The sequence below is a fragment of the Lentzea rhizosphaerae genome, from assembly GCF_042649515.1.
In the GTDB taxonomy this organism is placed as follows: Bacteria; Actinomycetota; Actinomycetes; order Mycobacteriales; family Pseudonocardiaceae; genus Lentzea; species Lentzea aerocolonigenes.
Map to the genome: position 1 here is coordinate 159,412 of NZ_JBHRZI010000021.1, position 24,403 is coordinate 183,814.

Consider the following 24,403-nt stretch of genomic DNA (forward strand, 5'->3'; position numbering starts at 1 on the left):
CGCCTCCCACGTTCTGGCTACCTCTGGCAGGCGAGCCGGTACGCGGCCGAGCCGATCAGCTCCAGCGACACCTGGAGGCGTTCCGGGCTGATGTTGTCCCGGATCGTGTCCTCCGGCGTGTGGTAGATCGGTTCCAGCTGCGCCGGCCCGCCCTCGCCGCGCCAGCTGAAGTTGGCCGACGCCATGCCCTTCTCGTGGAACGGCACGTGGTCGCTCGACCCGCGCGCCACCGGTCCGTGCACCCGAGGGTCGTACCCGAGCCGTTGCGCCGCAGCGCGCACGGCGGCGGTCGTGGCGTTGTCGGCGCCGTCCACGGACAGCAGCCAGTACGCCGTCGCCGGGTCGTGGCTCGTGGCGACCATGTCGTTCTGGAAGACGCCCTTGATCCGCGCGATCTCCTCCGGCGCGAGCTGCGAGACGTAGTGCCGCGACCCGAGCAGACCCTGCTCCTCCGATCCCCACAACGCGAACCGGATCGCCTTGTGCGTCGGCAGGTAGCGCAACACCCGCGCGAGCTCCAGGCACAGCACCGTGCCGCTGCCGTCGTCGTTGGCGCCAGGCGAGCCCGGCACGCTGTCGTAGTGCGCGGTCACCATGACAACGCCGTTGTCCTGCCACGGAAAGGTCGCCGGCCGTTCCGCGATCACGTTGTAGGACGTGAGGTTCGGGTGGTGCGTGGTGCTGATCGTCAGCTCACCGGACCCCTGCGCGCGCAGCTTCTCGGTGTGCACCTGGGCGAGTCCGATGACCGGCACGGGGACGTTCCGGTCGAGGGTGGGGGAGAACGCGCTGGACTTGCTCGCCGTCGCGGAGACGCGGCCGAGGACCACGGCCACGGCGCCGCGCTCGATCGCGGCGTGCGTCGGCGCGGGGCCGGTGGGAGCGTTGACGTAGAACGCGATCTTGCCGGTGAGGTCAGGCAGCTGACCGTCGGTGACCTCGACGAACGGTGCTTCGACCGTGACGCCGAGCGCCCCGAACCGCGAGGCACCGGCCTGCCACTGGCCGTTGATCTCGGCCAGGTACTTGTCCGGCACGGTGAACGGCTGGGTCGTCACCTGGTATCGCAACGCCTTGAGCTCGCGCACCAGGTAGTCGCGGGCCCGGTGCTCGGACTCGGTGCCGCCGATCCGCGGGCCGATCCTGTCGCTCAGCACCTTGAGGTGTTCCAGCGCTTTGCGGGCGCGGACCCGTGCCACGACTGGGAAGTCACCGAGGTCCAGGTCGGGCACGTGCGAGGCGCCCGGCTTCTGGCCGGTGGCCGCTCGTGCGCTCGCGGGGTTGGCCACCACGGCGGCTGCTCCGGCCGCTGCGGCGAGGAAGTGACGTCTGCGCATTTCGTCCCCCATCTTCCGATCTCGTCTGAACGTAGGCAGGCGTGGCGTGGCGGGGCAACCGACTAGTGGTTGGTTCCGAGGTGACGGCACGGCTTCGCCGACCCGGCACATGCCCTCCTTCGTCGGGCGTGTGCCGGACCGAATTTCTGTGGTCACCTTGCTGGGGTGGTTGCGGGGCGTGGTCGAGTGCCGTGCGGTGGCCGCCGGTTGCGGTGGTGGTTCTTAGGTGCGGGTTGCGAATTTTTAGAATGGTGGTGGGTCGCCGAGTACTGGTTCGGGGTGGCGTTCGTAGGTTTTTCCTGCGGGGCTGCGGAAGCAGAATCTGCCAGGGTTTGGTTGGCTCACCTGCCAGGCCGTGCGGTGTTTGACGCGGTGGTGTCTGCGGCAGAACGCGCCCAGGTTCGCCGCCGAGGTCGTGCCGCGCGGGAACGGGATCGTGTGGTCGAGGTCGGACTCGTGCGAGGGGTGCATGCAGCCGGGGAAGCGGCAGGTCCGGTCCCGCGTCCAGACGAAGCGGCGCAACGCTGCGGGTGGGCGGTAGGTGCTGGTGCCGAACTCCAGAGCCTCGCCGGTGACCGGATCGGTCAGCAACCGTCGCCACGTGGCGTCTCCGGCGAGGTTGCGGGCCAGTTCGGCGGTGATCGGGCCATAGCCAGCCAACTCGCCGGGCTGTGAGGACAAGCCCATCAGCGTGGCGGCCGAGACGGTCACGTACAGCTCGACTTTGACCGCGCTGGTCTTGTCGGGCGTGGCGAGCAGCAGGTCGGCGAACACGTCCGCGCGAACCTGATCCAGCGTGCGCGGATCAGACGGCGTGTGCGCCTGACGCGCGATCGCGTCAACCCGAGCCGAGCACGCGGCGGCCAGGTGCGCGGGCAGGAAAGCCCAGATTCGCGCCATGTCGTCCTCGACCGCGTCCAGACCGGTGCAGCGCTGCTGCTTGCGTTCCTCAGCGCGCTCCCGGTGGCCTTCCGGGTCGACCTTCATCACCACGCGGCGCGTGAGCTGGCGCATCTGCGCGCCGGTCTGGCCCGCGGCCTTGGCCAGCACGCGGGCCTCCACCTCGGCGGCCAGGTCGGCCGACAGCGGCATGGTCTGGTCGTGCAGCACGCGGGCCTTGTAGAAGTCGATCTCCCCCTTCTCCAGGGCATCGAGCGTCTGCGGCAGCCTGGACGCCAGGTCCAGCGCCAGCGCGATCTGGTCGGTGGTCCAGCGCGACGTCCAGCGCATCGCCGCCGCGATCTCGGCGTCGAAGAACTCCTCGCCCTCACAGGCGATCGCGTACTCCGCGAGCACGCGCAACGACTGCGCCTGGTGATAGGCAATCTGTTTGTGGTGATAATCGAGAGCATCGAGGACCTCGACCGCTTCCATGCCCACAATTTTATTCGTGATCAAAAACCGCAAAGGGGGGCTCAGGGCCTCACGATCGAGTGAAAGTGCGGTCCAGTCAACGAAAACGAGCCTGTCCGCACAGGATCAACGATCTCAGTGGCCGGCCTTCACTGCGGCGTGTTCCAGCACCAGGTCCTCGACCTGCCTGCGCGCGTCCGACCGAGCCTTCTCGACGCATGCCATCAGGTGCGTGGAGAGCACGTCCGGTTCGAGATCGCGCACCGCCGGGCTGAACGAAACCCCTGTCGTGACACCGTTCGAGTCGACCGTCACGGTGACGCCGCCGCGCGATGCCTCGCCGTTGACGGCCGCCAGCAGCCGCACGAGTTCGTGGTAGCGCTCCTCGGTGGCGTCGCGGCCCTCCTCCCACCACGCGAGGCGGCGGCGCAGCAACGCCTGTGCGGTGGCCGGGTCGGACACCGGGACCGTCCACGCGCCAGAAGCGGTGTGCAGCACGATCGCGTTCGCCTGCGCTGTCACGTGCTGGATCCTGGCGAACGTGACGCCCGCGTCGACGCGTCCGCCCTGCCGCGTGGTCCAGTCGACGCGGTCGCTGCCGATCACCAGGCGCGAGCCGTGCCCGTCCAGGACCAGCGGGAACGCAGTGGACCCGAGTTCGAGGACGGGCGCCGAGAGCAGTGAGCGGTGGGCCAGCCGGGCGAGTGAGCAGGCCGAGCCCGCGCCGAGCACTCCGGCCGCGCACAACGCCTTCACCGCGATGGCCGCGCCGGGGCTGAGCCGCAGCGCGATGCCCGCGCCCGGCAGCACGCCGAGCACGAGCTGCGTGCCGGTCATCAGGGTGGTGGCGGGCAACCACGAGTGCGGGTCGCTCAACCCGTTGCGGCGCAACCAGGACAGCAACGCCCACGCGCACGCTGCCGCCGCCACGGCCGGAATCGCCGACCACCACGGCATGATCCGCTGCCCGGCCGAGGTCATCCCGGCGAGCGCGACGCAGACCAGGCCGATCGCGACCGGCAGCACACCGGTCGACAACAGGAGCAACGTCCTGGTGCGCCGCCATCGGTTGGCGAGAGCCCGCACGACCTCGGGATCGTTGATCAGAGGGATGGCGTGGGGAATGAGTGTCATCGGCGCGCCCCTCGTCAGCTCACCGCCGTCACGCGATGTGACGTGCGGGCCGACCAGGCTTCCCGGCTCACCAGGCGTAAATATGCCGTAAATGTCCTGATCAGGCAAGCCTTGTCCACAGTGGACGGTGATGGCGGCAACCAGTCCGCCACCACCGTTCCGTTGTGTCAGGCCGTTTTCGCCCGCCGTCCGAGCAGCAGATCGATCACGAAAAACGCCACCAGGCTGATGCCGAGCAACGGCACGAACCACCCCACGACCAGCGTGCCGAGGCCGAGCCCCGCCAGCGCGGCCGGCGGGACCTTGCGCCACTGACCGCGCGGCGTCGGGCGGCCGAAGCCGCTGGTCGGCCTGCGTTTCCACCACATCCGGTAGCCGAGCACGACCAGCGTGACGAGCCCGCCGCCGATGAGCAGCAACAGCAGCTGGTTGGGCCACCCGAACAGCACACCCATGTGCGCGTCGATGCCCCACCTGCTCAGCTTCGCGGCGATCGGGTAGTCGGCGAACTTCACCGAGCTGACCACGGCGCCGTCCTGGATCGCCACCGCGTCGACCTGCGTGGGCCAGCCGCGGTCGACCTCGGCGACCTTCCAGGCGCCGTCGGGGGAGGTGGGAAGGCTGATCTCGACCGGCTTGGCGTCGATGCCCGAGGTGCGCGCGGCCCACAGCACGGTGTCGATGTCGCGGTGCCCGGACCCGGACGAGGTGTGCTCGCCGTGTTCGCTGTGATCACCGCCGCCGCTGCCGGGCATCTTCAACGACGGGGTGGTCCAGCCGAGGGTTTCGCGCAGCGAGGCGACGTTCTCCCCGGCGTACGCGGACCACGTGAGGCCCGTGGCGGACAGGAACAACGCGCCGCCCAGCACCCACACACCGATCAGCCCGTGCGTGCGAGCGCGCTTGCTCTTGCGCGGCCTGGTGATCCACAGCACCAGGCCGCCCAGTGCGACGACCCACAGCCAGGAGGCGGCGAGCTCGCTGTAGAGGCGGCCGGGTTCACCGAGCAGCAGGTTGCGGTGCAGCTGGCTCAGGGTCATGCGCAACGGCAGGCTGCCGCTCGATCCGTAGACGACGAGGTCACCGGTGACCCTGCCGGTGCCGGGATCGACGAAGACCGCCCGGCGTTCGGACTCGCCGAGACCCTTCTCGGAGAACAGGACACGGGTCGTGGCACCGGGTTCGGTCGCTGGCCGGACCGCGACGAGCGAACCCTGCGGCGACGTCCCGAGCGCCGCGTCGATCTGGGTGGAGAGCGGGAGTTGCTGGGAGGAAACGGGAACGCGGAGCTTGTCGGAGTAGACCCACGACTCCAGCTGCGGAGTGAGGGCGTAGAGAACACCGGTCAACGCGGCGATGAGCACGAGCGGGCCGACGAGCACTCCGGCGTAGAAGTGCAGGCGCAGGAAGAGTCCCCGCCACGCGAAAGACGTGCGTGACGGAGTGGCAGTGGTGGTCATGACACTCCAGATGGGCGTGAACAGGTGCAGGACCGCTGGTCGGCGGCCCTGTGAAGGGGAATTCAGACCTGTTCAGCCGGAGGACCGCGCCACGACAGCACGTCCAGGAAGACGATCGCGGCCGGCACGCGCGCGGGCGTGGCGACGACCAGCGGTGCCGAGGCGGGCAGCGGCACGTGCCTGCGGGGGAGCACCGACGCGACGGCGCGGGCGAGCGCGAGCACCGTTTGTTCGGCGACGGCGAGCACGGCGACGGTCAGCGCGGTGGCCACGACGTGCGAGGCGACCATGCGCGACGGGTCGGGTTCGTGCACGTGCCGGGACGCGGCGAGCGACAGCATGAGGTGCATCGCGAGCTGTCCGCCACCGACCACGACGAGCAGCCGCGACGGGGTGAGCTCGTGCCGGGCGAACCCGGTCGTCGCCCACGTCAGCAAGGCCACGAGCGAGACGACCAGGCCGGCGTCCGGCAGGTGGCCGTCCGCATCCGTGTGCGCGAGCACGGCGAGCGCCCCGGTGACGACACCGACGGCTGCACAGCGCGCACGGCGCAGCGGAGCTGTCGGCAGGGTCATGCACCGCAGCCTAGCTGGCAGATCGCCGGAAACCAGCTGTACGAAAGTTCGGGGGAAACGGTTCAATGCGGCGGTGATCTCGTACAACACCGATGTCAGCGAACTCAGTGAGGATGATCTCGCCGGGTTCTTCGTGGGCTGGCCCACACCGCCGTCACCCGCCCAGCACCTCGCCGTGCTGCGCGGGAGCTACCGCGTGGTGGTCGCGCGCTCGCACGACACGGTTGTCGGCTTCGTGAACATGATCAGCGACGGGGTGCTCACCGCGTTCATCCCGTGGCTGGAGGTGCGGCCGGAGTTCCAGGGACAGGGCATCGGCACCGAGCTGATGCGCCGCGTCCTCGCCGAGGCGGAACACCTCTACTCCGTGGACCTCGTGTGCGACGAGGAGCTGCGGCCGTACTACGAGCGCCTCGGCGGGGTCGCGCTGACCGGGATGATCTGGCGCAACCGCGCCGCGTGTGAAGGCTAGATCCCTTCGAGGTCCAGCGTCTGCTGGTGCGGGCCGCCGGTGAACGAGCTCGTGAGCAGCCCGGCGGACCGGCACCGCCCGCACGTCACAGGTGAGGTCGTCGGCTTGAACCGGGTGAAGTCCCAGCTGCCCGTGCCGACGTGACAGCCGGGGCCGGGCACCTCCAGCCCGAGCCAGCCCTGCAGCCGCACGGCGTGCACGACGTCGGATCCGTCGAGATATCCGTTGAGCCGCCCCGCGAACCGGTTGCGCGCCTCCTCCGCGGGCGCGCTGAGTGCCTCCTGCAACACCGAAATGCCGTTCATGGACCCGATTCAACCTCACGGGGACGCGTCGAGCCGCGCACCACGCCGCTCCAGCACCGCGAGGCAGCGCGCGCACCACCGGACGTTGTCCCGCTCGAACGACAAGCCCCGCAACAACGTCAGGTACGGCCCGACCCGAACGGCGGTGGTCAGGAACTCCTCCTCGGTGCGGCCGTCGAGCAGTTTGGCCCTGAGGCGCTCGTACCGCGTGATCTTCGCCTCCGCCCACTGCTTGCGCTCGCGGATCGACGCCTTCACCGCCTCGGTGTCACCGGAGTCCGCGGCCATCACCGCCACCAGCAGCTCGTCGCGGATCGCGGTGGGCTTGTGCGGTTCGGCGGTGAACCTCGTCAGCTCCTCGCGACCCTCGGGCGTGAGGGAGAACAGCCGCTTGTTCGGCCTGCGCTCCTGCTCGACCGTGCGCGCCGCGATCAGACCGTCGGCCTCCATCCGGTCCAGCTCGCGGTAGAGCTGCTGCGGCGTGCACATCCAGAAGTTCGCCACGGACGCGTCGAACGCCTTGGCCAGGTCGTAGCCGGACGCCTCCCCGTCGAGCAGGGTGGCCATCACGGCGTTGCGCAGCGACATATCAGCAGGTTACGGTGCCTCGACCTAGTCAACAAGTTGAGTATGTGAGGGTCTGCTGTGAACGCATTCCGCAAGGCAGTCGAGGCACGCGACACCGACGCCATGGCGGCCTGCCTGGCCGAGAACGTGGTGTTCACCAGCCCCGTCGCGTTCGCCCCTTACCCCGGCAAGCCGATCACCGCGGCGATCCTGCGCGGCGTGATGCGGGTGTTCGAGAACTTCCGCTACGAGCGCGAGATCGCCGACGGCGCCAACCACGCGCTCGTCTTCCGCGCCGAGATCGGCGGCAAGGAGATCCAGGGCTGCGACTTCCTGCACCTCGACTCCGACGGGCTGATCGACGAGTTCACCGTGATGGTGCGGCCGCTGTCCGGCGCGCAGGCCCTGTCGGCGGCGATGGCGGCGCAGTTCGAGCAGATCAAGGCCGAGGCGATGGAGGCGTACAACTCCTGATCAGGCCAGGTGTCGCAGCAGTGCGAGGTCGTGCAGGTCCCGTTCGCGGGGCTCGTAGCCCTGGTGGAAGTGCAGCTGCTGCTCGGCCGACAGGCACGGCACGGTGACGCCGAGGATCGTGCCGGTGACGAAGCACCTCGCCGGGTAGCGGAACGGTTCGCCCGGCGTGAGCGAGGACTGCTCGGCGCTGCCGTCGGCGGCGAACCGCAGCGGGTGCAGGTCGATCTCGCGGCCGGACGGGTCGGTGACCACGAACCGCACCGGGCGCCACGACAGCGTTTCCGCGAAGCCGAGCTTCGCCAGCGCCGCGAGGACCTGTGGTTCCTGCTCCTGCCGGTGAAGGAGGTCGAGGTCCTCGTGCGGGCGGGTCTGCCTGCCCGCCAACGCGTCGACGCCCCAGCCGCCGGCGACCCGGACGTCGGTGCCGTCCAGCGCCGCCAGGATCTCGAGCACGTCCTCACCGGTCACGCCTCGGCACGGTAGTGGTCCTCATTGACTTGGCGCACGCGGATTTGCTGCTACGTTGGGACTCGTGCCGGACTTCAAGCTGCCGCTCTACGGCGCTGACACCGAACGCGGCGACCTCGCTCCCTGAGTCGCCCCGTTCGCCTCCGACACCCTTCACCCGTTTTCCCAGGGAGCTTTGCCATGCACTCGTTCATCCGCGCGCTGCCCAAAGTCGAGCTGCACGTCCACCTCGTCGGCTCTGCCGGTGTCGACACGGTTCTGGAACTGGCTCGCCGTCATCCCGAGGCCGGTGTGCCGGCCGACCGGGCCGAGCTGGAGCGCTTCTACGCGTTCCGGGACTTCGACCACTTCCTCAAGGTGTACTGGGCGGTGCAGTCGATGCTGAAGGATCGCCACGACATCCACACGCTCGTCGTCGGTCTGGCTCGCGAGCTGGCCCGCCAGAACGTCAGGTACGCCGAGGTCACCGTGACGCCCCACAACCACGTGACGGACGGCATGTCCGGGGACGAACTGCTCGCGGGGCTGGAGTCCGGGCGTGCCTTCGCCGCGAACGCCGGTGTGGAACTGGCCTGGTGCTTCGACATTCCAGGAGAGAAGGGCCTGAAGGCCGGCCGGGAGACATTGGCGTTCGCGCTGACCGAACGTCCCGACGGCCTGGTCTCCTTCGGACTCGGCGGTCCCGAGGCCGGCGTCGGCCGCGCCCAGTTCGCGCCTTTCTTCGACACCGCGAGGGAAGCAGGACTGCACTGCGTTCCGCACGCGGGGGAGACGACCGGGCCGGAGACGATCTGGTCGGCGTTGCACGACCTGCGGGCCGAGCGGATCGGGCACGGCACGAGCTGCACCGAAGATCCCGCGCTGCTCGAACACCTTGCCGCGAAAGGGATTCCGCTGGAGGTGTGCCCGACCTCGAACGTCCGCACCCAGCAGGTGCCGTCGATCGACGCGCACCCGGTGCGGCGGATGCTCGACGCCGGTGTGGTGGTCACGCTGAACACCGACGACCCGCCGTTCTTCGGTGCCACGCTGGAAGGTGAGTACCTGGCGGTGGCCACGACGCTGGGACTCACGCACACGGACGTCGCGCGGCTCGCGGAGAACGCCGTGCTGGCCTCGTTCCTGCCCAACGCCCGCAAAACGTCGTTGCTGGAGGGGATCGCGGACGTGCTCGCCGCGGCCTGACACAGCGGTGGCCCGCCGGCGAAACACCGGCGGGCCACCGTGAACTCACTGCTGTGGCACGAAGTACGACCGTTCGAGGTTGCCAGAGACGACACCGTCGGGCGTCCGGCTCGACACGGTCAGGGAGAACGTTCCGCTGGACGGCAGCGTCACGGTGAACCGCGCCTTGCCGTCCTCGCCGACCGGAACGACCTGCGGCGGGTTGAACGCGATGTTCCACAGGACCTCGCGCGACCCGGCCAGCGCCGGCGTCACCACGAACTCGATCGGCTCACCCGGCCGTGCCGTCACCGGTCCGCCGTCCGGGTACTGCGGGCTCGTGACGACCGGGAGCGCCGCCTTCACCTGGAACATGTACGACCGCTCGTCCGACTCCACGCCGCCCGCCGTCACGCCCATCACGTGCAGGTAGTGGTAACCCGGCTTCTTCGGTGCCCACTGGACCTGCGTGCCCGTGGTGCTCTGCCACGGCTCGTCGTCGAACTTGTACTTGTACGACACGACAGGCAGCCGCGGCGACGAGAACGTGAACGTACCGGTCTGGCCCGGCGCGCCACCCGGCTCGTACTTGTAGTCGTTGCTCGTCACGTCCGGTGCCGGAGCTTCGGCGAGGAACTCACCGGTGCCCCAGCCCGAGCGCACGCCCGCGGCGTTGATGCTCGCCACCCGCATGGCGAAGTCGCCCTTCGCTGTCGGCGTGTACTCGAACGTCAGCGACCCGTTCGCGTTGGCGGGCAACTGCTTCTCCGGCTCGTCACCGACCTTGTACACGTACGACACCACACCGGTGCGGCCCGTCGACACGGTGACCGTGCGCGTCTGGCCGACCACGCCGTCCCACGGGTCGACCTCGACGTCGGGCCGGAACAGGTTCACCGAGAACGACCGCTCCGAGTCACCGGACCTGGTGCCTGCGGCGTTGACGGTCCAGACCTTGATCTCGTGCCTCTCCTCACCCTGTTCGGTGAAGGTGACGGTCTTGCGGCCCTTCCGGTCCTCGCCGACGGGCACGGTCTGCTCGGCCCCGTCGTCGAGCTGGTAGACGAACTGGGTCGCGCCGTCCTGGTTGGCGGTGAACACGAAGTCGCGCGGCACACCGATGTCGAACAGCGGGACCTCGACGAACGGCGCCGTCGTGCGCACCCAGAACCGGTAGCTGGTGCCCGGCGAGCGGTGACCGGCCCTGTCGATGCCCGTGACGGAGATGTACAGCGGACCGTCCGTGGTCGGCGTGATGGAGACCGTGGCCTTGCCTCCGGGCGCGTCGGCGTTCACCCGGCCCCCGCGGAAGCCGAGACCGCCGTACTCGAACGCGATGACTTCCTCGTCGCCCTTGGCGTCGAAGGTGAAGTCGCCAGGAATGCCCTCGCCGCCGTCACCGGGCGGGCCACCGTTCTCGCGGTAGGTCGTCGACGAGATCGCCGGCGCGGTGGCGGGCGGGGTGAAGTCGGCGGTGAACTGGCACGGCGCGGACCACTCGGAGGTGGCGAACCCGTCCTCGGTGCGGGCGGCGAACGCGTAGACGCCGCCGTCCTTGACCATGCCTGCCGGGAACCAGCCGTTCAGGTAACCGCTGCCCGCCCACAGCAGGCCGGACTCGACCCGTTGCTCGGGCGCGGCCACCGGCCAGAACGCCAGCCGGCCCTCCAGCCCGTAGGTGCCGTCGGCGTCGTGCGCGATCGCCGACACCGCGGGCTGAGCGTCGGAGAAGAAGTTCGTTGCGGGGTCACATGTTCCGTTGCCGACCTGGAGGTCCGTCGGGACACCGGGCGGCGTGTTGAACGTCGTGCTGAGCACCGCGGCGGGGTCGTAGGTGCGGCCGTACTCGACCTTGCCCTGAACCGGTTCCGCGATCCGCAGCGCGAACGTGATCTCGGTGCGGCCGCGCTCGAGCGCCTTCTTGATCGGCTCGACGACGTTCCAGGTGACCCACGGCGAGACGCAGTCCTCGTTGGCCGTCGGCGCGATGTTCGTGATCTCCCAAGGCTGGTTCGCCCAGGTGATCCGTTCCTGCGGCTTCACGACCCACAGCTGGGTGGAACGCGGTTTGGTGCAGTCGTTCGCGGCCTTCTCCGGCGTCCTGAGCGACGCCGTGAACAGCTGCGTGCCCTTGAAACGCGACAGGTCGAACGTGAAGTAGGACTTGCCGATGTGGTGCCTGTCGTCACGCCAGGCGCCCACCCTCGCGTCGCCCGTGGTGATCGACTTGTGCGGCTGCTTGGAGTCCGTGGTGACCCACCTGACCGGTGATGACGTGGCCCAGTTGGGTTGCTGGGCGGCGTGCGCGGTGCCGGGCACCACCACGACGAGTCCTGCGACGAGCGCGGCGACGAGTGCCCCAGCGCCGCGCCAGGGTCTGCCTGAGCTTCTCATGTTCCCCCTATGCCGAACCGTTCGGTGGATCGTGTCATCCGTCCAACGCCAGGTGGTACGGGTTTGTTGATTCCACATCGGACAATTTCGGAAGGTGTCAGCGGATGCGCCCGTCCTGGCGATGGACATCGTCAGGACGGGCGAGGATCGTGCAGCAGGTGGAGCAAGTCGTCGAAGCGACGGGCTTGGACGCAGCGCACGAGCTGCTGAGCGCGGCGTACGGCCGGATGCGGCTCAACGGCGGTGTGCGGAGTGCGACGCTGCGAATGGCCACGAGGGCGCTCGGACGGGTCCGGTTCGACGAGGTCAACGGTCGGATCGGTCTCGAGGTCGACAGCGAACCGCCCGGCGCGTACCTGTTCGGGCACCTGACTGGCGGTCGGATCTGCTACCGCTCGGACGGCGAGGAACGCCGCCTCGTCGCCGGTGACGCGTTCCTCGCGGTTCCTCCTGGCAGCTCTTACACGGCGACCGCGCAAGACCCGCAGGCGTCGATGGTCGTGCTCAGCCAGGCCCTCGTGGACGAGGTCGCCGAGGACGTCCGGTTCGTGGGTTGCAGCCCTCTCTCCGCTCGCGCCGCTGCGGCGTGGCGGTCCACCTGCGTCCTTCTGCACGACGAACTGCTGCCGGTGTTCGGAAGCAACCGTCTGGTCGTGGCGAACGCGACACGCCTGCTGGTGGCCACGACACTGGCCACTTTCCCGAACACCGGGCTGGTGGATCCCACGGCCGCTGATCGGCGTGATGCGCGTCCCCAGGCTTTGCGGCGTGCCATGGCGTTCATCGAGGACAACGCCGCGTCGGACATCACCGCCGCCGACATCGCGTGCGCCGCCCGTGTGTCCATTCGTGCGATGCAGCTCGCGTTCCGCCGTCACCTCGACATGACGCCGATGTCCTACCTCCGAAGCGTGCGTCTCTCGTGCGCACACGACGACCTGAAGTCGGGAAACGGTTCCGTGACCGCGATCGCCGCACGTTGGGGTTACGCCCGTCCGAGTGTCTTCGCAGCTCATTACCGCGCCGCTTACGGCGTTTCTCCGTCGCAAACCCTCCGGTCACGCTGACGCGCTTCGCTTTCCCGTGCGTGGGTTCGCTTCCGCTGCTATCGCTGCGTTCGGGGAGTGCGGTGAAGTGATGTCCACTTTCTGGTGATGTGAGGGGCTATGAACGCCTGTGAGACGACTCCGTTCGCCGTGCGGACGCAGCGCGCGGGAACCCGCTTCGTGGCCACCTGCCAGGGCGAGATGGACGTGACGACCTGCGACCTGTTCTTCGCCGCGGTGCTGCCCGGCATCACGGACCCGGCCACCGACCGCGTGTCCGTCGACCTGGCCGAGGTGACGTTCCTGTCCGCGAGCGGCCTGCGCAGCCTCCTGCTCCTGCTGTGCGCCGCGCACTACAACGGCAAGTCGTTCGACCTGCACCGAACCCAGCCCCAGGTGCGCCGAGTGCTGGACCTGTTCGGCTTCACCACCTTCAAAGCAGGCCTTGTGTGGGAGACAACCATGTCGCCGAAGGTCCGCCGTCACTAGCTTGACCAGCTATGTTGCTCCCGCTGGTACTCGTACTCGCGCTGACTCCGCCGGCCGCGGTGGTGAAGGTCCCGGGCGCCGAACATCAGCAGCTCGCCCACCTGGCCGACCTCACCACGACCGGCACCACCGCCACCGGCCACACCGACCCGGCCGACTGGGCGGGCCTGACGAGCGCCACCCTGCCGGTGCCCGCCGCCGTCCCCGGCCTCCAGATCGACGGCTACTTCCCGGACAAGTCGTCCACGAACACCAACCACGGTTGGAACCACGACTCCCAGTTCGTGGTGCGCCTGCCCGACCACTGGAACGGCGGCCTGGTGGTCACAGGCGCACCTGGCGTGCGCGAGCAGTACGCGAACGACCGCGCGATCTCCGACTGGGTCCTGTCCCGCGGCTACGCCTTCGCCTCGACCGACAAGGGCAACACCGGCGCGCAGTTCTACCGCGACGGCCGAGCGATGGAGGAGTGGAACCACCGCTTCACCCAGCTGACCGTGGCGGCTCGTTCCGTTGTGGCCCAACGCTATGGTCGTGGGCCGCGCCGAACGATCGCCACCGGCATCTCCAACGGCGGCTACCTCGTGCGCTGGCAGCTGGAGAACCGCCCGCACCTCTACGACGGCGGCGTCGACTGGGAGGGGACACTGTGGACGGTCGACGGCCCGAACCCGCTGACGTTCCTGCCCCCGGCACTCCGCGCCTACCCCGCCTACGTCGCCGGTGCGCCGGGCGCGCACGAGGCGATGGTGGCGGCGGGTTTTCCGGCCGGCACGGAATTCCTGTGGGACTACCACTACCGCTACTACTGGGACCTGACGCAGCGGATCTACCGCGAGGAGTTCGACCCGTCTTTTGACGGCGCTTTGGAGGCCGGCGTGCCGTTCTGCGCTTCGGGAACGCCGTTGTGCGACGCGGACTACTCGTACGCCGCGCGGCGTCGCGTCGCGGGGCCGTTGGTGTCGCGGATCGATCTGACCGGCGCGGTCAAGCGGCCGTTGCTGACGGTGCACGGGACGTACGACGTGCTGCTGCCGATCAGTCAGGACTCGGACGTGTACGCGGGCATGACGCCTGATCGGTTGCACCGGTACTACCGGGTGGAGCAGGGGACGCACGTGGACGGGCTGGTGGACGCGTACCCGGATCGGTTGCGGCCGTTGGCGCCGTGTCATCGGGCGGCGTTCGTGGCGCTGGAGAGGTGGTTGGAGGGGGTGGAGCCGCCGGCGTCGGCGACGTTGGGGCGGCCGGCGGATGTGGCGACCTGCCCGCTGTCGTGAGCAGAGTGGGGAGGCGCGGGTCGCGCCGCAGCGACCAGGACGGCGGCTGACATCGGGTGCGTTGGTCGGGTCGCCACCTGCCCGCTCTCGTGATCCAATCAACCACGTGGCCACCATCGAGTACGTCCTCGGCGACATCACCGAGCAGGAAGTCGACGTGATCGTGAACGCCGCCAACTCCTCCCTCCTCGGCGGCGGAGGAGTGGACGGCGCGATCCACCGCAAGGGCGGCCCCGAGATCCTGGCCGAGTGCCGCAAACTGCGAGCCGGTCACTACGGCGGAGGCCTCAAAACGGGCCAAGCCGTCGCCACGACCGCCGGACGCCTGCGCGCGCGTTGGGTCGTGCACACCGTCGGCCCGGTCTGGTCGGCCACCGAGGACCGGTCGAACCTCCTCGCCGACTGCCACCGCAACTCCCTGCGCGTGGCCGCCGACCTCGGCGCCACCACGATCGCCTTCCCGGCGATCTCCACCGGCATCTACCGCTGGCCGGTCGAAGACGCCGCCGAGATCGCCCACGCCGCCGTCGAGGACGCTCCGCTCGACCTGATCAGGTTCGTCCTGTTCGACCAGGCCACCTACAACGCCTTCGCTCGTCCGTAGTCCGCGATCTCCATCGCCCACCGGTAGCGCAGGTGAACTTCATCGGGCCACTGTGCTTTCCCGCACCAGCAACGAGAACGGCGTCTCCACGTGCTCCAGTGCCGGGGACGACGTCTGGCGGTGCAGCAGGTCGACGGCGGCCCGGGCGATGGCGCCCTTGTCGGGGGCGACGGACGTGAGGGACGGCGAGCTGTAGACGCTCTCCTCGTTGTTGTCGAAGCCCACGACAGCCAAGTCGGCGGGCACTCGCACGAAACGTTCGGTGGCCGCCCGCATCGCGCCGATGGCCAGGAGGTCGTTGAAGCAGAACACGGCGTCCGGTGGGTTTCGCAGGTCCAGCAACGACTTCATGGCGGCGGCACCGTCGGCTCGGTGGTAGTTCAACGCCGTCACCACCAGTTCGTCCAGGAACGGCAGACCGGCCTCTTCCAGAGCCGAACGGTAGCCCTCCAGTCGCAGGGCCGCGGTGCCGCGCTGCGGGTGGGCGCCGATCGCGGCGATTCGCTTGCGGCCCAACGAGATCAGGTGGCGGACCGCAACCCGCGCCGCGGCCACGTTGTCGATGCCCACGCGGGAGATCGGGACGTCCACCGCGTGCTCGCCCAGCAGGACGGACGGGACGGAGAGCTGGAAGTCGTCCACGTGCAGGGCTTCCGGGCTCAGGATCGCGGCGTCGACCAGGTGCGGGCCCAGGGAGGCCAGCGCTGATCGTTCGCCGGAGAGGGTGCCGAAGGTCTGCTCGATCAGCACGTTCCACTCGTGTTCCTGGGCCGCGGCGATGACCAGGCCCGCGAGCTCCGCGAAGTAGGGGATCGAGAGCTCCGGCAGGACCAGGGCGATGGAGCCGGTGCGGCCGCGGCGCAGGTTGCGGGCGCCGAGGTTCGGGCGGTAGCCCGTGGCCTCCAGGGCCTCCTCGACGCGGCGGCGGTTGTCCGGTTTCACGAACGAGTAGCCGTTGACCACGTTCGACACGGTCTTCACTGAGACGCCCGCCAACCGGGCGACGTCCTTGAGCGTGGCCAACGCCAGCCTCCAGAGTGGTACCGGGAAAAGTACCGGGAAGTGTTTCGTCTTTACATCGTTGGAACAACGATGGAAATCTAACCGGTGAGAGCGCGACCACGACAGTCCGTGTAGGAGCCAACGATGTCTCGCATGCTGCTCATCGCCGTCACCGCCCTCCTCGTGACAGGGTGCACCGCCAGAGAAGGTCAGGAGACCGCGGCCAGTGGCGGGCCCGCCGCCAGCGCCGCGCAGCAACAGGCCTCCGGTCCCGGCTGTGCGCGCGCCAGGACCGGCTACCCGCAGGTCGACCTCAAGGGCGCGACGGTCGGGTTCTCCCAGTCGGAGAAGGAAGCGAACCCGTTCCGCACCGCCGAGACGCAGTCGGTCAGGGACGAGGCGGCGACGCGCGGGGTGAACCTGCTGGTCACGAACGCGCAGAGCGACCTCAACAAGCAGATCAGCGACATCAAGTCGTTGCTGGACCGCGGCGCGAAGCTGCTGATCGTGGCACCGCTCAACTCCGACGGCCTCCAGCCCGCGTTCGACGCCGCGAAGGCCAAGCAGGTGCCGGTCGTGACGATCGACCGCAAGGTGACCTCGCAGCCCTGCACGGACTACCTCACGTTCATCGGCTCCGACTTCGTGGAACAGGGCAAACGCGCCGCGAAACAGATGGTCAAGGCGACCGGCGGCAGCGGCAAGGTCGCGATCCTGCTCGGCGCCTCGGGCAACAACGTGACGGTCGACCGGACCAAGGGCTTCAAGGACGGGATCGCCGGCACCGGACTGCAGGTGGTGGCCGAGCAGACGGGCGAGTTCGACAGGTCCAAGGGGCAGGCCGTGATGGAGCAGCTGATCCAGAGCAACCCCGACATCACCGCCGTCTACGCGGAGAACGACGAGATGGGCGTCGGCGCCGTGACCGCCCTCAAGGCCGCGGGCAAGACTCCGGGCAAGGACATCAAGATCGTGTCCGTCGACGGTACGCGCAACGCCGTGCAGCTGATCGCGGACGGCAGCTACACCGCGGTGATCGAGTCCAACCCGCGCTTCGGGCCGCTCGCGTTCGACACACTGGAGAAGTTCGGCAAGGGCGACGAGATCCCGCAGAACATCGTGATCTCCGACGACGAGTACGACACCTCCAACGCCGCCCAGAAGCTCGACAATGCCTACTGATCCGGTGATCGAGGTCGCCGGCGTCACGAAGACCTTCGCCGGCGTGCGGGCGCTCGACGACGTGGACTTCACCCTCGAGAAGGGCGAGATTCACGCGCTGGTGGGGGAGAACGGCGCCGGCAAGTCGACGCTGATCAAGGTGCTGACCGGCATCCACACCCCGGACGCCGGACGCGTCGAGCGCCACGGCCGGATCTCCACGATCTACCAGGAGGTCAACCTCGTCCCGCTGATGAGCGTGGCCGCCAACCTGTTCCTCGGCCGCGAGCCGCGCACCCGGCTCGGCCTGATCGACCGCGCCCGCCGCGACGCCGACGCCGCCGCACTGCTCGGCGGCTACGGCATCACGGCGGACGTGCGCAGTCCACTCGGGACACTCGCGGTCGGCGAGCAGCAGATGGTGGCGCTGGCCAGGGCGGTCCAGGCCGAGGCGGACGTCGTGATCATGGACGAACCGACGTCGTCACTGGAACCGCGCGAGGTCGAGACGTTGCTCGGCGTCGTCGCGAAGCTGCACGAGGCGGGGATCGCGATCATCTACGTCAGCCACCGCATGGACGAGCTGTACCGGATCTGCGACCGCGTCACCGTGCTGCGGGACGGGAAGAGCGTGCACACCGGCTCCCTGGCAGAACTTCCGCGCATCGAGCTGGTCTCGCTGATGCTGGGCCGCTCGGTCACCGAGATCCGCACGCACGGCACCACGGCGTTCGGCGAGGACCACCACGCCGACACCGAACCGGTGCTCGAAGCACGCGATCTGACCAGCACACCACGCATCAACGGCGTCAGCGTCGCGATCCGGCCCGGCGAGGTCGTGGGCCTCGCCGGACTGCTCGGCTCCGGCCGCACCGAGACCGCGAAAGCGATCATCGGGGCGCTCCCGCTCGACCACGGCACCGTGCTCGTCGCGGGCAAACCCGTGCCGCACAACGTGAAAGCAGCCACCAGAGCGGGCATCAGCATGCTCGCGGAGGACCGCAAGACGGAGGGGATCATCCCGAACCTGTCCGTGCGCGAGAACATCGTGCTGGCCGCGCTGCCGAGGCTGAGCCGGTTCGGCGTGACGAGCCGGGCGAAGCAGGACCGGATCGTCGACACGTTCGTCAAACGCTTGCGCATCAAGGTGTCCAGCCCGGAGCAGAAGGTGTCCGAGCTGTCCGGCGGCAACCAGCAGAAGGTGCTGCTGGCCAGGTGGTTGTGCACCGAGCCCAAGATCCTCCTGCTCGACGAACCGACCCGCGGCATCGACGTCGGTGCCAAGGCGGAGGTGCAGGCGTTGATCGACGAGCTCGCGCGGGAAGGCCTGGCGGTGCTGCTGATCAGCTCCGAGCTGGACGAGCTGCTCGACGGTGCGGACCGGCTCGTGGTCCTGCGGGACGGGGAGGTCGCGGGTGAGCTGGAGGGAGCCCGGCTCACCCGCGAGCACGTGCTCGCGGCGATCGCGGCGGAGGTGATGGATGACGCTGACAGCCACTAGAACGCGCTGGCTGCAGGACAACGGTGTCTACGTCGCCGTGGTGGCGCTCCTGCTGTTCAACGCCGTGTTCACGGCCAACTTCCTGACGCTGGGCAACTTCCGCACCCAGCTCGTCCAGGCGGCACCGGTGCTGATCGTGGCGCTCGGCATGGCGCTGGTGATCGGCACCGAAGGCGTCGACCTGAGCGTCGGCGCGGTCATGGCGCTGGCCGCCGCGATCATCCCGCTCTACCTCGGCGCCGGCCCGGTCCCCGCCGTCCTGATGGCGCTCGTCGCGGGCCTGGTCGCGGGGGTCTTCAACGGTTTTCTCGTCGCGAAGGTGGGCATCCAGCCGATCGTCGCCACCCTCGCGCTGCTCGTGGGTGGCCGCGGCCTCGCACTGGTCATCGCGAACGGCCAGTTGGTCCAGTTGCACGACCCGGCATTCCTCGCGCTGGGTACCGAGGACGTCCTGGGCGTCCCGATCAGCGTGCTGACCGCGGTCGTGCTGGCGGTGGCGGTCGCGGCTCTCACGAACCGCACGACGTTCGGCCGGCAGCTCGTCGCGGTCGGCGGCAACCGCAGGGCGGCCGCGTTGGCCGGGTTGCCGGTCAACCGGGTGCTGATCGGGGTCTACACGATCTGCGGCGTGCTGGCGGCGGTGTCCGGCGTCCTCGCCACGTCCCGGCTCGGCGCCAGCGATCCCGCGGACATGGGCCTGCTGATGGAGCTGTCCGCGATCACCGCCGTCGTCGTGGGCGGAACTCCACTCACCGGCGGCAAGGTGCGCGTTCTCGGCACGGTGATGGGAGTGGTGCTGATGCAGCTGGTCAGGGCCACGCTGATCAAGCACGACCTGCCGGACTCGATCGCCCAGATGATCCAGGCCGCGATCATCGTCGCCGCCGTGTACGTGGCACGGGAGCGCCGATGATGACGTTGACAGCGGCAACGAGAACGAAGGTCCTGCAACGCCAGGGATCCGCCGTCGCGCTGGTGCTGGTGGTCGCCGTGTCGTGGCTGGTCTTCCCACGTTTCGGCAGCCTCGACAACCTGCGTGACCTCGCCCTGCAGGGCTCGTTCCTCGCGGTGATCGCGCTCGGCATGACGTTCGTGATCATCACCGGCGGGATCGACCTGTCCGTCGGGTCGGTCTACGCCCTCGGTGGTGTGCTCGCGGCCTGGGGCTCGCAGCACGGTTTTCTGGTGGCGCTCGCACTGCCGCTGGTGGTGTGCGCGGGAATCGGCCTGGTCAACGGGCTGCTGATCGCCCGCACGAACATGGCGCCGTTCATCGTGACGCTGGCGTCGCTGCTGTTCGCGCGCGGGCTCCTCCTCGTCATCACCGACGAGGGCGCGATCACCTACCAGATCCCGCCGGACAGCGCGTTCGTCGAGCTCGGCCGCGGCACCGTGTTCGGCTTCGGCTACCCGATCTTCGTCGCGGCCGCGCTCTGCCTCCTGGGCGGAGCGGTCCTGAACCGCACGAGCTTCGGCCAGAACGTGTTCGCGACCGGCGGCGCCGAGCAGTCCGCCATCCTGATGGGCGTTCCCGTCGCCAGGACCAAGATCGGCGTCTACACCGCGAGCGGCACCCTGGCCGGCCTCGCGGGCGCCCTGACGGCTGCCTACCTGCAGTCGGGCGTCACGGTCATCGGCGTCGGCACCGAGCTCGACGCCATCGCGGTCGTGGTCATCGGCGGCACCCTGCTGACCGGTGGCACGGGCACGGTCCTCGGCACCGTGATCGGAGTCGGCCTGATCAAGGTCATCCAGAACGTGATCAACCAGATCGGCACTCTCGACAGCAACTACCAGTCGGTGGTCAGCGGCGTCTTCCTGCTCGTCGTCGTTGTCCTGCAACGAGTTCTTCGGAGATAAAAGGGGGAACCCATGACCAGACGCGTCCTGGGCGTGTTGGTCGGAATCCTGATCGCAACCACGACAGTCGTACCGACAGCACATGCGGCGGAGTGGGTGCCGAAATCCCCTCCGCTCACGACACCCTGGACGTCCCAGGTGTCGCCCTCCAACGCCCTGCCCGAGTACCCGCGCCCCCAGCTCGTGCGCACCGAGTGGCAGAACCTCAACGGTGTCTGGGAGTTCACCGGCGCACCGAACCTGAACGACCCGCCGATCGGCAGGCCGCTGGCCGAAGGCGTTCTCGTGCCGTACCCGATCGAGTCCGCGCTGTCAGGCATCAAACGGCACGAGGACAACATGTTCTACCGCCGCACGTTCACCGTTCCGTCCACTTGGAACGGACGGCACGTCAAGCTCAACTTCGGTGCCGTCACCTGGCAGACCAGGGTGTGGATCAACGGCAGGGAGGTGGGCGCGCACACCGGCGGCTTCGACGCGTTCTCGTTCAACATCTCGGCGGCGCTGACGCTCGGTGTGAACGAGATCGTCGTCGGTGTCCACTCACCGGTCGACGGCAGCCGTTACCCGATCGGCAAACAGCGGAAGACGCCGGGCGGAATTTTCTACACCGCCGCGTCCGGAATCTGGCAGACCGTGTGGCTGGAACCGGTGCGTGCCGAGCACATCACGCGCCTGGACACGACCCCGAACGTCGGCGCGAGCGCGCTCGACCTGGTCGTGCAGAGCACCGCCGGGCAGTCCGTCACCGCCGAGGTGCTCAGCGGCGGCCAGGTGGTCGGCAGGCAGACCGGCACGACCGGCGGATCTCTGCGGATTCCCGTGCCGAACGCCAGGTTGTGGTCGCCGGACGACCCGTTCCTCTACGACCTGCGCGTGACACTGGCGAGCGGGGACGTCGTGACCGGCTACTTCGGCATGCGCTCGCTCGGCAAGGCGATGGTGGGCGGCGTGATGAGGCCGTTGCTCAACGGGAAGTTCGTCTTCCAGATCGGCACGCTCGACCAGGGCTACTGGCCGGACGGCATCTACACCGCGCCGACCGACGAGGCGCTGCGCTGGGACCTTGAACGCCAGAAAGCACTGGGGTTCAACATGGTCCGCAAGCACATCAAGGTCGAACCCGCGCGCTGGTTCTACCACGCCGACCGGCTCGGCCTGATGGTGTGGCAGGACATGCCGTCCGTCGACGCGGTGGACGAGGTGCCGAACTCGCACGCCGACTACGAGTCCGAGCTGCGCCGGATGATCGACCAGCTCAAGGGCATCACGTCGATCGTGCAGTGGGTGCCGTTCAACGAGGGCTGGGGCGAGTACGACGCGGCCAGGATCGTGGACCTGGTCCGCGGCATCGACAACACCCGTCTGGTCAACCACAACTCGGGTTCCAACTGCTGTGTCTCCGATCCCGATCCCGGCAACGGTGACGTGATCGACGACCACGCCTACCAGATCACCACGGCCACCCGGCAGCCCGACGCGAACCGCGTCGCGGTGCTGGGCGAGTTCGGAGGTCTGGGGCGTCGAGTCGTCGGGCACGAGTACGAGCCGGGCAACGGGTTCGCCTACGGCGCGCTGTACCCGGACGAGCAGTCGCTCACCAAGCGGTACGAGGAGATCACCAAGCAGGTCGCGCGGATGGTGCACACACGCGGGCTCTCCGCGTCGATCTACACCGAGCCGTACGACGTCGAAAACGAGATCAACGGCTTCTACACCTACGACCGCCGCGTGCTGAAGATGACCGAGGCACGGGTGCGCGAGGTCAACCAGAAGGTGCTCGCGATCGCGCGCGGCACCGCGGTCGGCCCGGACGACGTGGTCTCGTTGCGCGTCACCACGAGCGGCTTCACCAACCGCTACCTGCGCCACCAGAACGGGCTGGCCCGCACCGACGAGGTCAGCACCGATCAGGGCAGGCTGGACGCGACGTTCCACGTGCGTCCGGGACTCGCTGATGCCGCATGTCTTTCGTTCGAGTCGCGCAACTTCCCCGGCCAGTTCCTCAGGCACAGCAACGGGCGCATCCGCAAGGACGTGAACGACGGCACGATCGCCGCCGACGCGACGTTCTGTGCGCGTGAGGGCACTGGCGGCACGGCGCTGGAGTCGTTCAACCAGCGCGGGTCGTTCATCAGGCACTACAACGAGACCGTCTACCTGGCTCGCTCCGGTGGCCCGAACCCCTGGGACACACCGAACTCGTTCGCCGCGGACACCACGTGGGCGGTGGGCGTGGCGTTGTGGCGCAGCGGTGCGGACCTGCCGCTGGACCAGGCCAGGTCGTTCCGTGTGACCACACCGGGTTTCACGGACCGCTACCTGCGGCACCGCGACGGCCTGGCGCGCACGGACGTCGTTTCCGGCACGAGTGACGGCCTGCTGAAGGCGGACGCGACCTTCGTGATCAGACGCGGTCTCGCCGACCCGACCTGCTACTCGTTCGAGTCGCGCAACTTCCCGGGCAACTTCCTGCGGCACGCGGATTTCCGCGTCCGCCTGAACGCCAACGACAACACCGACCTGTTCCGTCGTGACGCCACGTTCTGCGCCCAGCCGGGCGCGGGTGGCGTGCGGCTGGAGTCGGTCAACGAGCTCGGCACCAACATCCGGCACTACGCGGAGGAGGTCTGGGTCGCCTCGAACGGTGGCTCGCACACGTACGACAACCCTGTCTCGTACAACCAGGACGTGAGCTGGACCGTGAGCTCGCCCTGGGCCTAGGTGAACAGGATCCGCTTGGCCACGGCCTTGCCGAGCGGCGTGCGCAACCCCGCGAACGCCAGCTCGGCAAGGTCCGGCTCGCGCACCATCGACAGCCCGCGCCGCATCAACGACCGCACCCGATAGCGCCGTCGCAGCGCCGCGCCGTCGTAGTGCTCCAGCACGAACCTGTTGCCACTGCGCAGGTAGTCGAACGTGACCGAGGCCGCGAGCTCGGACATCCGCAGGCACGGGTCGAGCCCGCCCGCGGTGAGCGGGGAGACCGCGCCCGCCGCGTCACCGACCAGCAACCCTTGCTGCGACACGATTCTGCGCAGCAGTCCGCCGACGGGGATGGGTCCACCGCGGCGCTGGACCGGGCCGGCCGGTTCCGGGGTGGGGAAGCTGTCGCGGAACCGTTGCAGCAGCTGGGGGAGCGGTGCGCGGAACCTGTCGGCGCGGCCTGCCAGGCCCACGTGCGCGTGTTCGCCGTCGTCGATCACCCACGCGATGTAGCCGGGGGCGAGGCGCGGGTCAACGACGCAGTGGAACGTGGGCGTCGAGCCGCTCCTGACCGGGTAGACCTCCTCGATGCCGGTGATGAGCTGCCGGTTGACGTCGAGGCCGAGCTTCTTCGCGACCGTGGAGCGCGCGCCGTCCGCGCCGATGGTGAAGCGCGCCTTCGTCGACTTGGCGGGATAGCTCGCGTTCAGCGTGACCTGCGCGCCTGCTCGTCGTGCGTCCTCGACGGCCTGGGCGTAGATGCCGGCCATGTCGCCGACGCGGAACTCGTCGCGGGCGCTCACGAGCTCGACCGGGTCCCGGTGCGACGGCGGGTAGAGCAGCACGCGCCGGACCGCGGGGCCGAGGTGCGGCAGCGCGTAGTCGTCGAGGGTGCGCCGGACGAAGATGCCGGTCGTGCGGATGCCGGTCTCGAGGCTCGTCCTGCGCTCGCACACGGCCACGTCCAGGCCTGCTTCCGCGAGCAGGCGCGCGGTGTTGAGACCGGCCAGACCGGCGCCGACGACGAGCACGTCCACGGTGTCCATGCCCG

Annotated in this window: 23 protein-coding genes; 12 read left to right on the forward strand and 11 right to left on the reverse strand. The window is 69.0% G+C overall.

The genetic code is table 11. The features are described from left to right. Nucleotides 1–17 precede the first annotated feature (17 nt). From ACFOWZ_RS25885 to ACFOWZ_RS25905, 5 genes are all read right to left on the reverse strand, one after another. Nucleotides 18–1,337 carry a M28 family peptidase gene (locus ACFOWZ_RS25885; RefSeq protein ID WP_382376476.1) on the reverse strand — a complete coding sequence of 440 codons (1,320 nt, stop codon included), beginning with the start codon at nucleotides 1,335–1,337 and terminating at the stop codon, nucleotides 18–20. A gap of 243 nt (nucleotides 1,338–1,580) precedes the next feature. Beyond that, complete coding sequence (locus tag ACFOWZ_RS25890; RefSeq protein WP_382376477.1) at nucleotides 1,581–2,744, reverse strand: HNH endonuclease signature motif containing protein; 1,164 nt, start codon at nucleotides 2,742–2,744, stop codon at nucleotides 1,581–1,583. An 81-nt stretch (nucleotides 2,745–2,825) separates the two neighbouring features. Further along, a complete protein-coding gene (locus ACFOWZ_RS25895) occupies nucleotides 2,826–3,824 on the reverse strand; it encodes a YbaB/EbfC family nucleoid-associated protein (RefSeq protein WP_382376478.1) in 999 nt (332 codons plus the stop codon). Nucleotides 3,825–3,991: 167 nt separating this feature from the next. Further along, a complete protein-coding gene (locus ACFOWZ_RS25900) occupies nucleotides 3,992–5,284 on the reverse strand; it encodes a PepSY-associated TM helix domain-containing protein (RefSeq protein ID WP_382376479.1) in 1,293 nt (430 codons plus the stop codon). A 62-nt stretch (nucleotides 5,285–5,346) separates the two neighbouring features. Continuing rightward, a complete protein-coding gene (locus tag ACFOWZ_RS25905) occupies nucleotides 5,347–5,859 on the reverse strand; it encodes a hypothetical protein (protein ID WP_382376480.1) in 513 nt (170 codons plus the stop codon). A 73-nt stretch (nucleotides 5,860–5,932) separates the two neighbouring features. Here ACFOWZ_RS25905 and ACFOWZ_RS25910 point away from each other — a divergent pair, with 73 nt between their 5' ends. Beyond that, nucleotides 5,933–6,331 (forward strand): GNAT family N-acetyltransferase, encoded by a 399-nt coding sequence (locus ACFOWZ_RS25910; protein WP_382376481.1) that lies wholly within the window; start codon nucleotides 5,933–5,935, stop codon nucleotides 6,329–6,331. Here ACFOWZ_RS25910 and ACFOWZ_RS25915 read toward each other — a convergent pair. After that, nucleotides 6,328–6,636, reverse strand: coding sequence for a hypothetical protein (locus ACFOWZ_RS25915; RefSeq protein WP_382376482.1), 309 nt, complete (start codon nucleotides 6,634–6,636; stop codon nucleotides 6,328–6,330). The two genes, ACFOWZ_RS25910 and ACFOWZ_RS25915, sit on opposite strands and share 4 nt — an antisense overlap. Before the next feature lie 15 nt (nucleotides 6,637–6,651). Next, complete coding sequence (locus tag ACFOWZ_RS25920; protein ID WP_382376483.1) at nucleotides 6,652–7,224, reverse strand: PadR family transcriptional regulator; 573 nt, start codon at nucleotides 7,222–7,224, stop codon at nucleotides 6,652–6,654. 57 nt (nucleotides 7,225–7,281) lie between these two features. On the opposite strand from ACFOWZ_RS25920, the gene ACFOWZ_RS25925 reads away from it, so the two are divergent. Next, nucleotides 7,282–7,677 (forward strand): nuclear transport factor 2 family protein, encoded by a 396-nt coding sequence (locus tag ACFOWZ_RS25925; RefSeq protein ID WP_382376484.1) that lies wholly within the window; start codon nucleotides 7,282–7,284, stop codon nucleotides 7,675–7,677. Here the strand turns inward: ACFOWZ_RS25925 and ACFOWZ_RS25930 are convergent, their stop codons facing one another. Beyond that, on the reverse strand, nucleotides 7,678–8,145 hold the full coding sequence (locus tag ACFOWZ_RS25930; protein WP_382376485.1) for a nucleotidyltransferase domain-containing protein: 468 nt from the start codon (nucleotides 8,143–8,145) through the stop codon (nucleotides 7,678–7,680). It lies immediately after the preceding gene. Between the two features lie 180 nt (nucleotides 8,146–8,325). On the opposite strand from ACFOWZ_RS25930, the gene add reads away from it, so the two are divergent. Next, on the forward strand, nucleotides 8,326–9,330 hold the full coding sequence (add, locus tag ACFOWZ_RS25935) for an adenosine deaminase (RefSeq protein WP_382376486.1): 1,005 nt from the start codon (nucleotides 8,326–8,328) through the stop codon (nucleotides 9,328–9,330). Nucleotides 9,331–9,375: 45 nt separating this feature from the next. Here add and ACFOWZ_RS25940 read toward each other — a convergent pair whose 3' ends face one another. After that, nucleotides 9,376–11,703 (reverse strand): hypothetical protein, encoded by a 2,328-nt coding sequence (locus ACFOWZ_RS25940; RefSeq protein WP_382376487.1) that lies wholly within the window; start codon nucleotides 11,701–11,703, stop codon nucleotides 9,376–9,378. A gap of 158 nt (nucleotides 11,704–11,861) precedes the next feature. On the opposite strand from ACFOWZ_RS25940, the gene ACFOWZ_RS25945 reads away from it, so the two are divergent. The 4 genes from ACFOWZ_RS25945 to ACFOWZ_RS25960 all read left to right on the forward strand — a co-directional run bounded on the left by ACFOWZ_RS25945 (nucleotide 11,862) and on the right by ACFOWZ_RS25960 (nucleotide 15,122). Then, the gene (locus ACFOWZ_RS25945; protein ID WP_382376488.1) at nucleotides 11,862–12,770 is read left to right on the forward strand and encodes an AraC family transcriptional regulator; all 909 of its coding nucleotides are present in this window, start codon (nucleotides 11,862–11,864) and stop codon (nucleotides 12,768–12,770) included. Between the two features lie 99 nt (nucleotides 12,771–12,869). Further along, a complete protein-coding gene (locus tag ACFOWZ_RS25950; protein ID WP_382376489.1) occupies nucleotides 12,870–13,238 on the forward strand; it encodes an STAS domain-containing protein in 369 nt (122 codons plus the stop codon). An 11-nt stretch (nucleotides 13,239–13,249) separates the two neighbouring features. Further along, nucleotides 13,250–14,518 carry a tannase/feruloyl esterase family alpha/beta hydrolase gene (locus ACFOWZ_RS25955; RefSeq protein ID WP_382376490.1) on the forward strand — a complete coding sequence of 423 codons (1,269 nt, stop codon included), beginning with the start codon at nucleotides 13,250–13,252 and terminating at the stop codon, nucleotides 14,516–14,518. Between the two features lie 106 nt (nucleotides 14,519–14,624). Next, nucleotides 14,625–15,122, forward strand: coding sequence for an O-acetyl-ADP-ribose deacetylase (locus ACFOWZ_RS25960; RefSeq protein ID WP_382376491.1), 498 nt, complete (start codon nucleotides 14,625–14,627; stop codon nucleotides 15,120–15,122). 39 nt (nucleotides 15,123–15,161) lie between these two features. Here the strand turns inward: ACFOWZ_RS25960 and ACFOWZ_RS25965 are convergent, their stop codons facing one another. After that, a complete protein-coding gene (locus tag ACFOWZ_RS25965; RefSeq protein WP_382376492.1) occupies nucleotides 15,162–16,145 on the reverse strand; it encodes a LacI family DNA-binding transcriptional regulator in 984 nt (327 codons plus the stop codon). A 123-nt stretch (nucleotides 16,146–16,268) separates the two neighbouring features. Here ACFOWZ_RS25965 and ACFOWZ_RS25970 point away from each other — a divergent pair, with 123 nt between their 5' ends. Genes ACFOWZ_RS25970 through ACFOWZ_RS25990 form a run of 5 tightly spaced genes read left to right on the forward strand, consistent with a single transcriptional unit; the run spans nucleotide 16,269 to nucleotide 23,370 of the window. Continuing rightward, nucleotides 16,269–17,306, forward strand: a complete 1,038-nt coding sequence (locus ACFOWZ_RS25970; RefSeq protein WP_382376493.1) for an ABC transporter substrate-binding protein — start codon at nucleotides 16,269–16,271, stop codon at nucleotides 17,304–17,306. Further along, complete coding sequence (locus tag ACFOWZ_RS25975) at nucleotides 17,296–18,786, forward strand: sugar ABC transporter ATP-binding protein (RefSeq protein ID WP_382376494.1); 1,491 nt, start codon at nucleotides 17,296–17,298, stop codon at nucleotides 18,784–18,786. The genes ACFOWZ_RS25970 and ACFOWZ_RS25975 overlap by 11 nt, the downstream gene beginning before the upstream one ends. Then, the gene (locus ACFOWZ_RS25980; protein WP_382376495.1) at nucleotides 18,767–19,699 is read left to right on the forward strand and encodes an ABC transporter permease; all 933 of its coding nucleotides are present in this window, start codon (nucleotides 18,767–18,769) and stop codon (nucleotides 19,697–19,699) included. The genes ACFOWZ_RS25975 and ACFOWZ_RS25980 overlap by 20 nt, the downstream gene beginning before the upstream one ends. Next, nucleotides 19,696–20,646, forward strand: coding sequence for an ABC transporter permease (locus tag ACFOWZ_RS25985; RefSeq protein ID WP_382376496.1), 951 nt, complete (start codon nucleotides 19,696–19,698; stop codon nucleotides 20,644–20,646). The genes ACFOWZ_RS25980 and ACFOWZ_RS25985 overlap by 4 nt, the downstream gene beginning before the upstream one ends. Before the next feature lie 12 nt (nucleotides 20,647–20,658). Then, the gene (locus ACFOWZ_RS25990; RefSeq protein WP_382376497.1) at nucleotides 20,659–23,370 is read left to right on the forward strand and encodes an AbfB domain-containing protein; all 2,712 of its coding nucleotides are present in this window, start codon (nucleotides 20,659–20,661) and stop codon (nucleotides 23,368–23,370) included. Here the strand turns inward: ACFOWZ_RS25990 and ACFOWZ_RS25995 are convergent. After that, nucleotides 23,367–24,398 carry an FAD-dependent oxidoreductase gene (locus ACFOWZ_RS25995; RefSeq protein ID WP_382376498.1) on the reverse strand — a complete coding sequence of 344 codons (1,032 nt, stop codon included), beginning with the start codon at nucleotides 24,396–24,398 and terminating at the stop codon, nucleotides 23,367–23,369. The genes ACFOWZ_RS25990 and ACFOWZ_RS25995 overlap by 4 nt on opposite strands. Between the last annotated feature and the right edge of the window lie 5 nt (nucleotides 24,399–24,403).

Coding starts and splice junctions, on each gene's coding strand:
- ACFOWZ_RS25885 (WP_382376476.1), bottom strand. CDS start 1,337: ATGCGCAGACGTCACTTCCTCGCCGCAGCGGCCGGAGCAGCCGCCGTG.
- ACFOWZ_RS25895 (WP_382376478.1), bottom strand. CDS start 3,824: ATGACACTCATTCCCCACGCCATCCCTCTGATCAACGATCCCGAGGTC.
- ACFOWZ_RS25900 (WP_382376479.1), bottom strand. CDS start 5,284: ATGACCACCACTGCCACTCCGTCACGCACGTCTTTCGCGTGGCGGGGA.
- ACFOWZ_RS25905 (WP_382376480.1), bottom strand. CDS start 5,859: ATGACCCTGCCGACAGCTCCGCTGCGCCGTGCGCGCTGTGCAGCCGTC.
- ACFOWZ_RS25915 (WP_382376482.1), bottom strand. CDS start 6,636: ATGAACGGCATTTCGGTGTTGCAGGAGGCACTCAGCGCGCCCGCGGAG.
- ACFOWZ_RS25920 (WP_382376483.1), bottom strand. CDS start 7,224: ATGTCGCTGCGCAACGCCGTGATGGCCACCCTGCTCGACGGGGAGGCG.
- add (WP_382376486.1), top strand. CDS start 8,326: ATGCACTCGTTCATCCGCGCGCTGCCCAAAGTCGAGCTGCACGTCCAC.
- ACFOWZ_RS25940 (WP_382376487.1), bottom strand. CDS start 11,703: ATGAGAAGCTCAGGCAGACCCTGGCGCGGCGCTGGGGCACTCGTCGCC.
- ACFOWZ_RS25950 (WP_382376489.1), top strand. CDS start 12,870: ATGAACGCCTGTGAGACGACTCCGTTCGCCGTGCGGACGCAGCGCGCG.
- ACFOWZ_RS25955 (WP_382376490.1), top strand. CDS start 13,250: ATGTTGCTCCCGCTGGTACTCGTACTCGCGCTGACTCCGCCGGCCGCG.
- ACFOWZ_RS25970 (WP_382376493.1), top strand. CDS start 16,269: ATGTCTCGCATGCTGCTCATCGCCGTCACCGCCCTCCTCGTGACAGGG.
- ACFOWZ_RS25975 (WP_382376494.1), top strand. CDS start 17,296: ATGCCTACTGATCCGGTGATCGAGGTCGCCGGCGTCACGAAGACCTTC.
- ACFOWZ_RS25980 (WP_382376495.1), top strand. CDS start 18,767: ATGACGCTGACAGCCACTAGAACGCGCTGGCTGCAGGACAACGGTGTC.
- ACFOWZ_RS25985 (WP_382376496.1), top strand. CDS start 19,696: ATGATGACGTTGACAGCGGCAACGAGAACGAAGGTCCTGCAACGCCAG.
- ACFOWZ_RS25990 (WP_382376497.1), top strand. CDS start 20,659: ATGACCAGACGCGTCCTGGGCGTGTTGGTCGGAATCCTGATCGCAACC.
- ACFOWZ_RS25995 (WP_382376498.1), bottom strand. CDS start 24,398: ATGGACACCGTGGACGTGCTCGTCGTCGGCGCCGGTCTGGCCGGTCTC.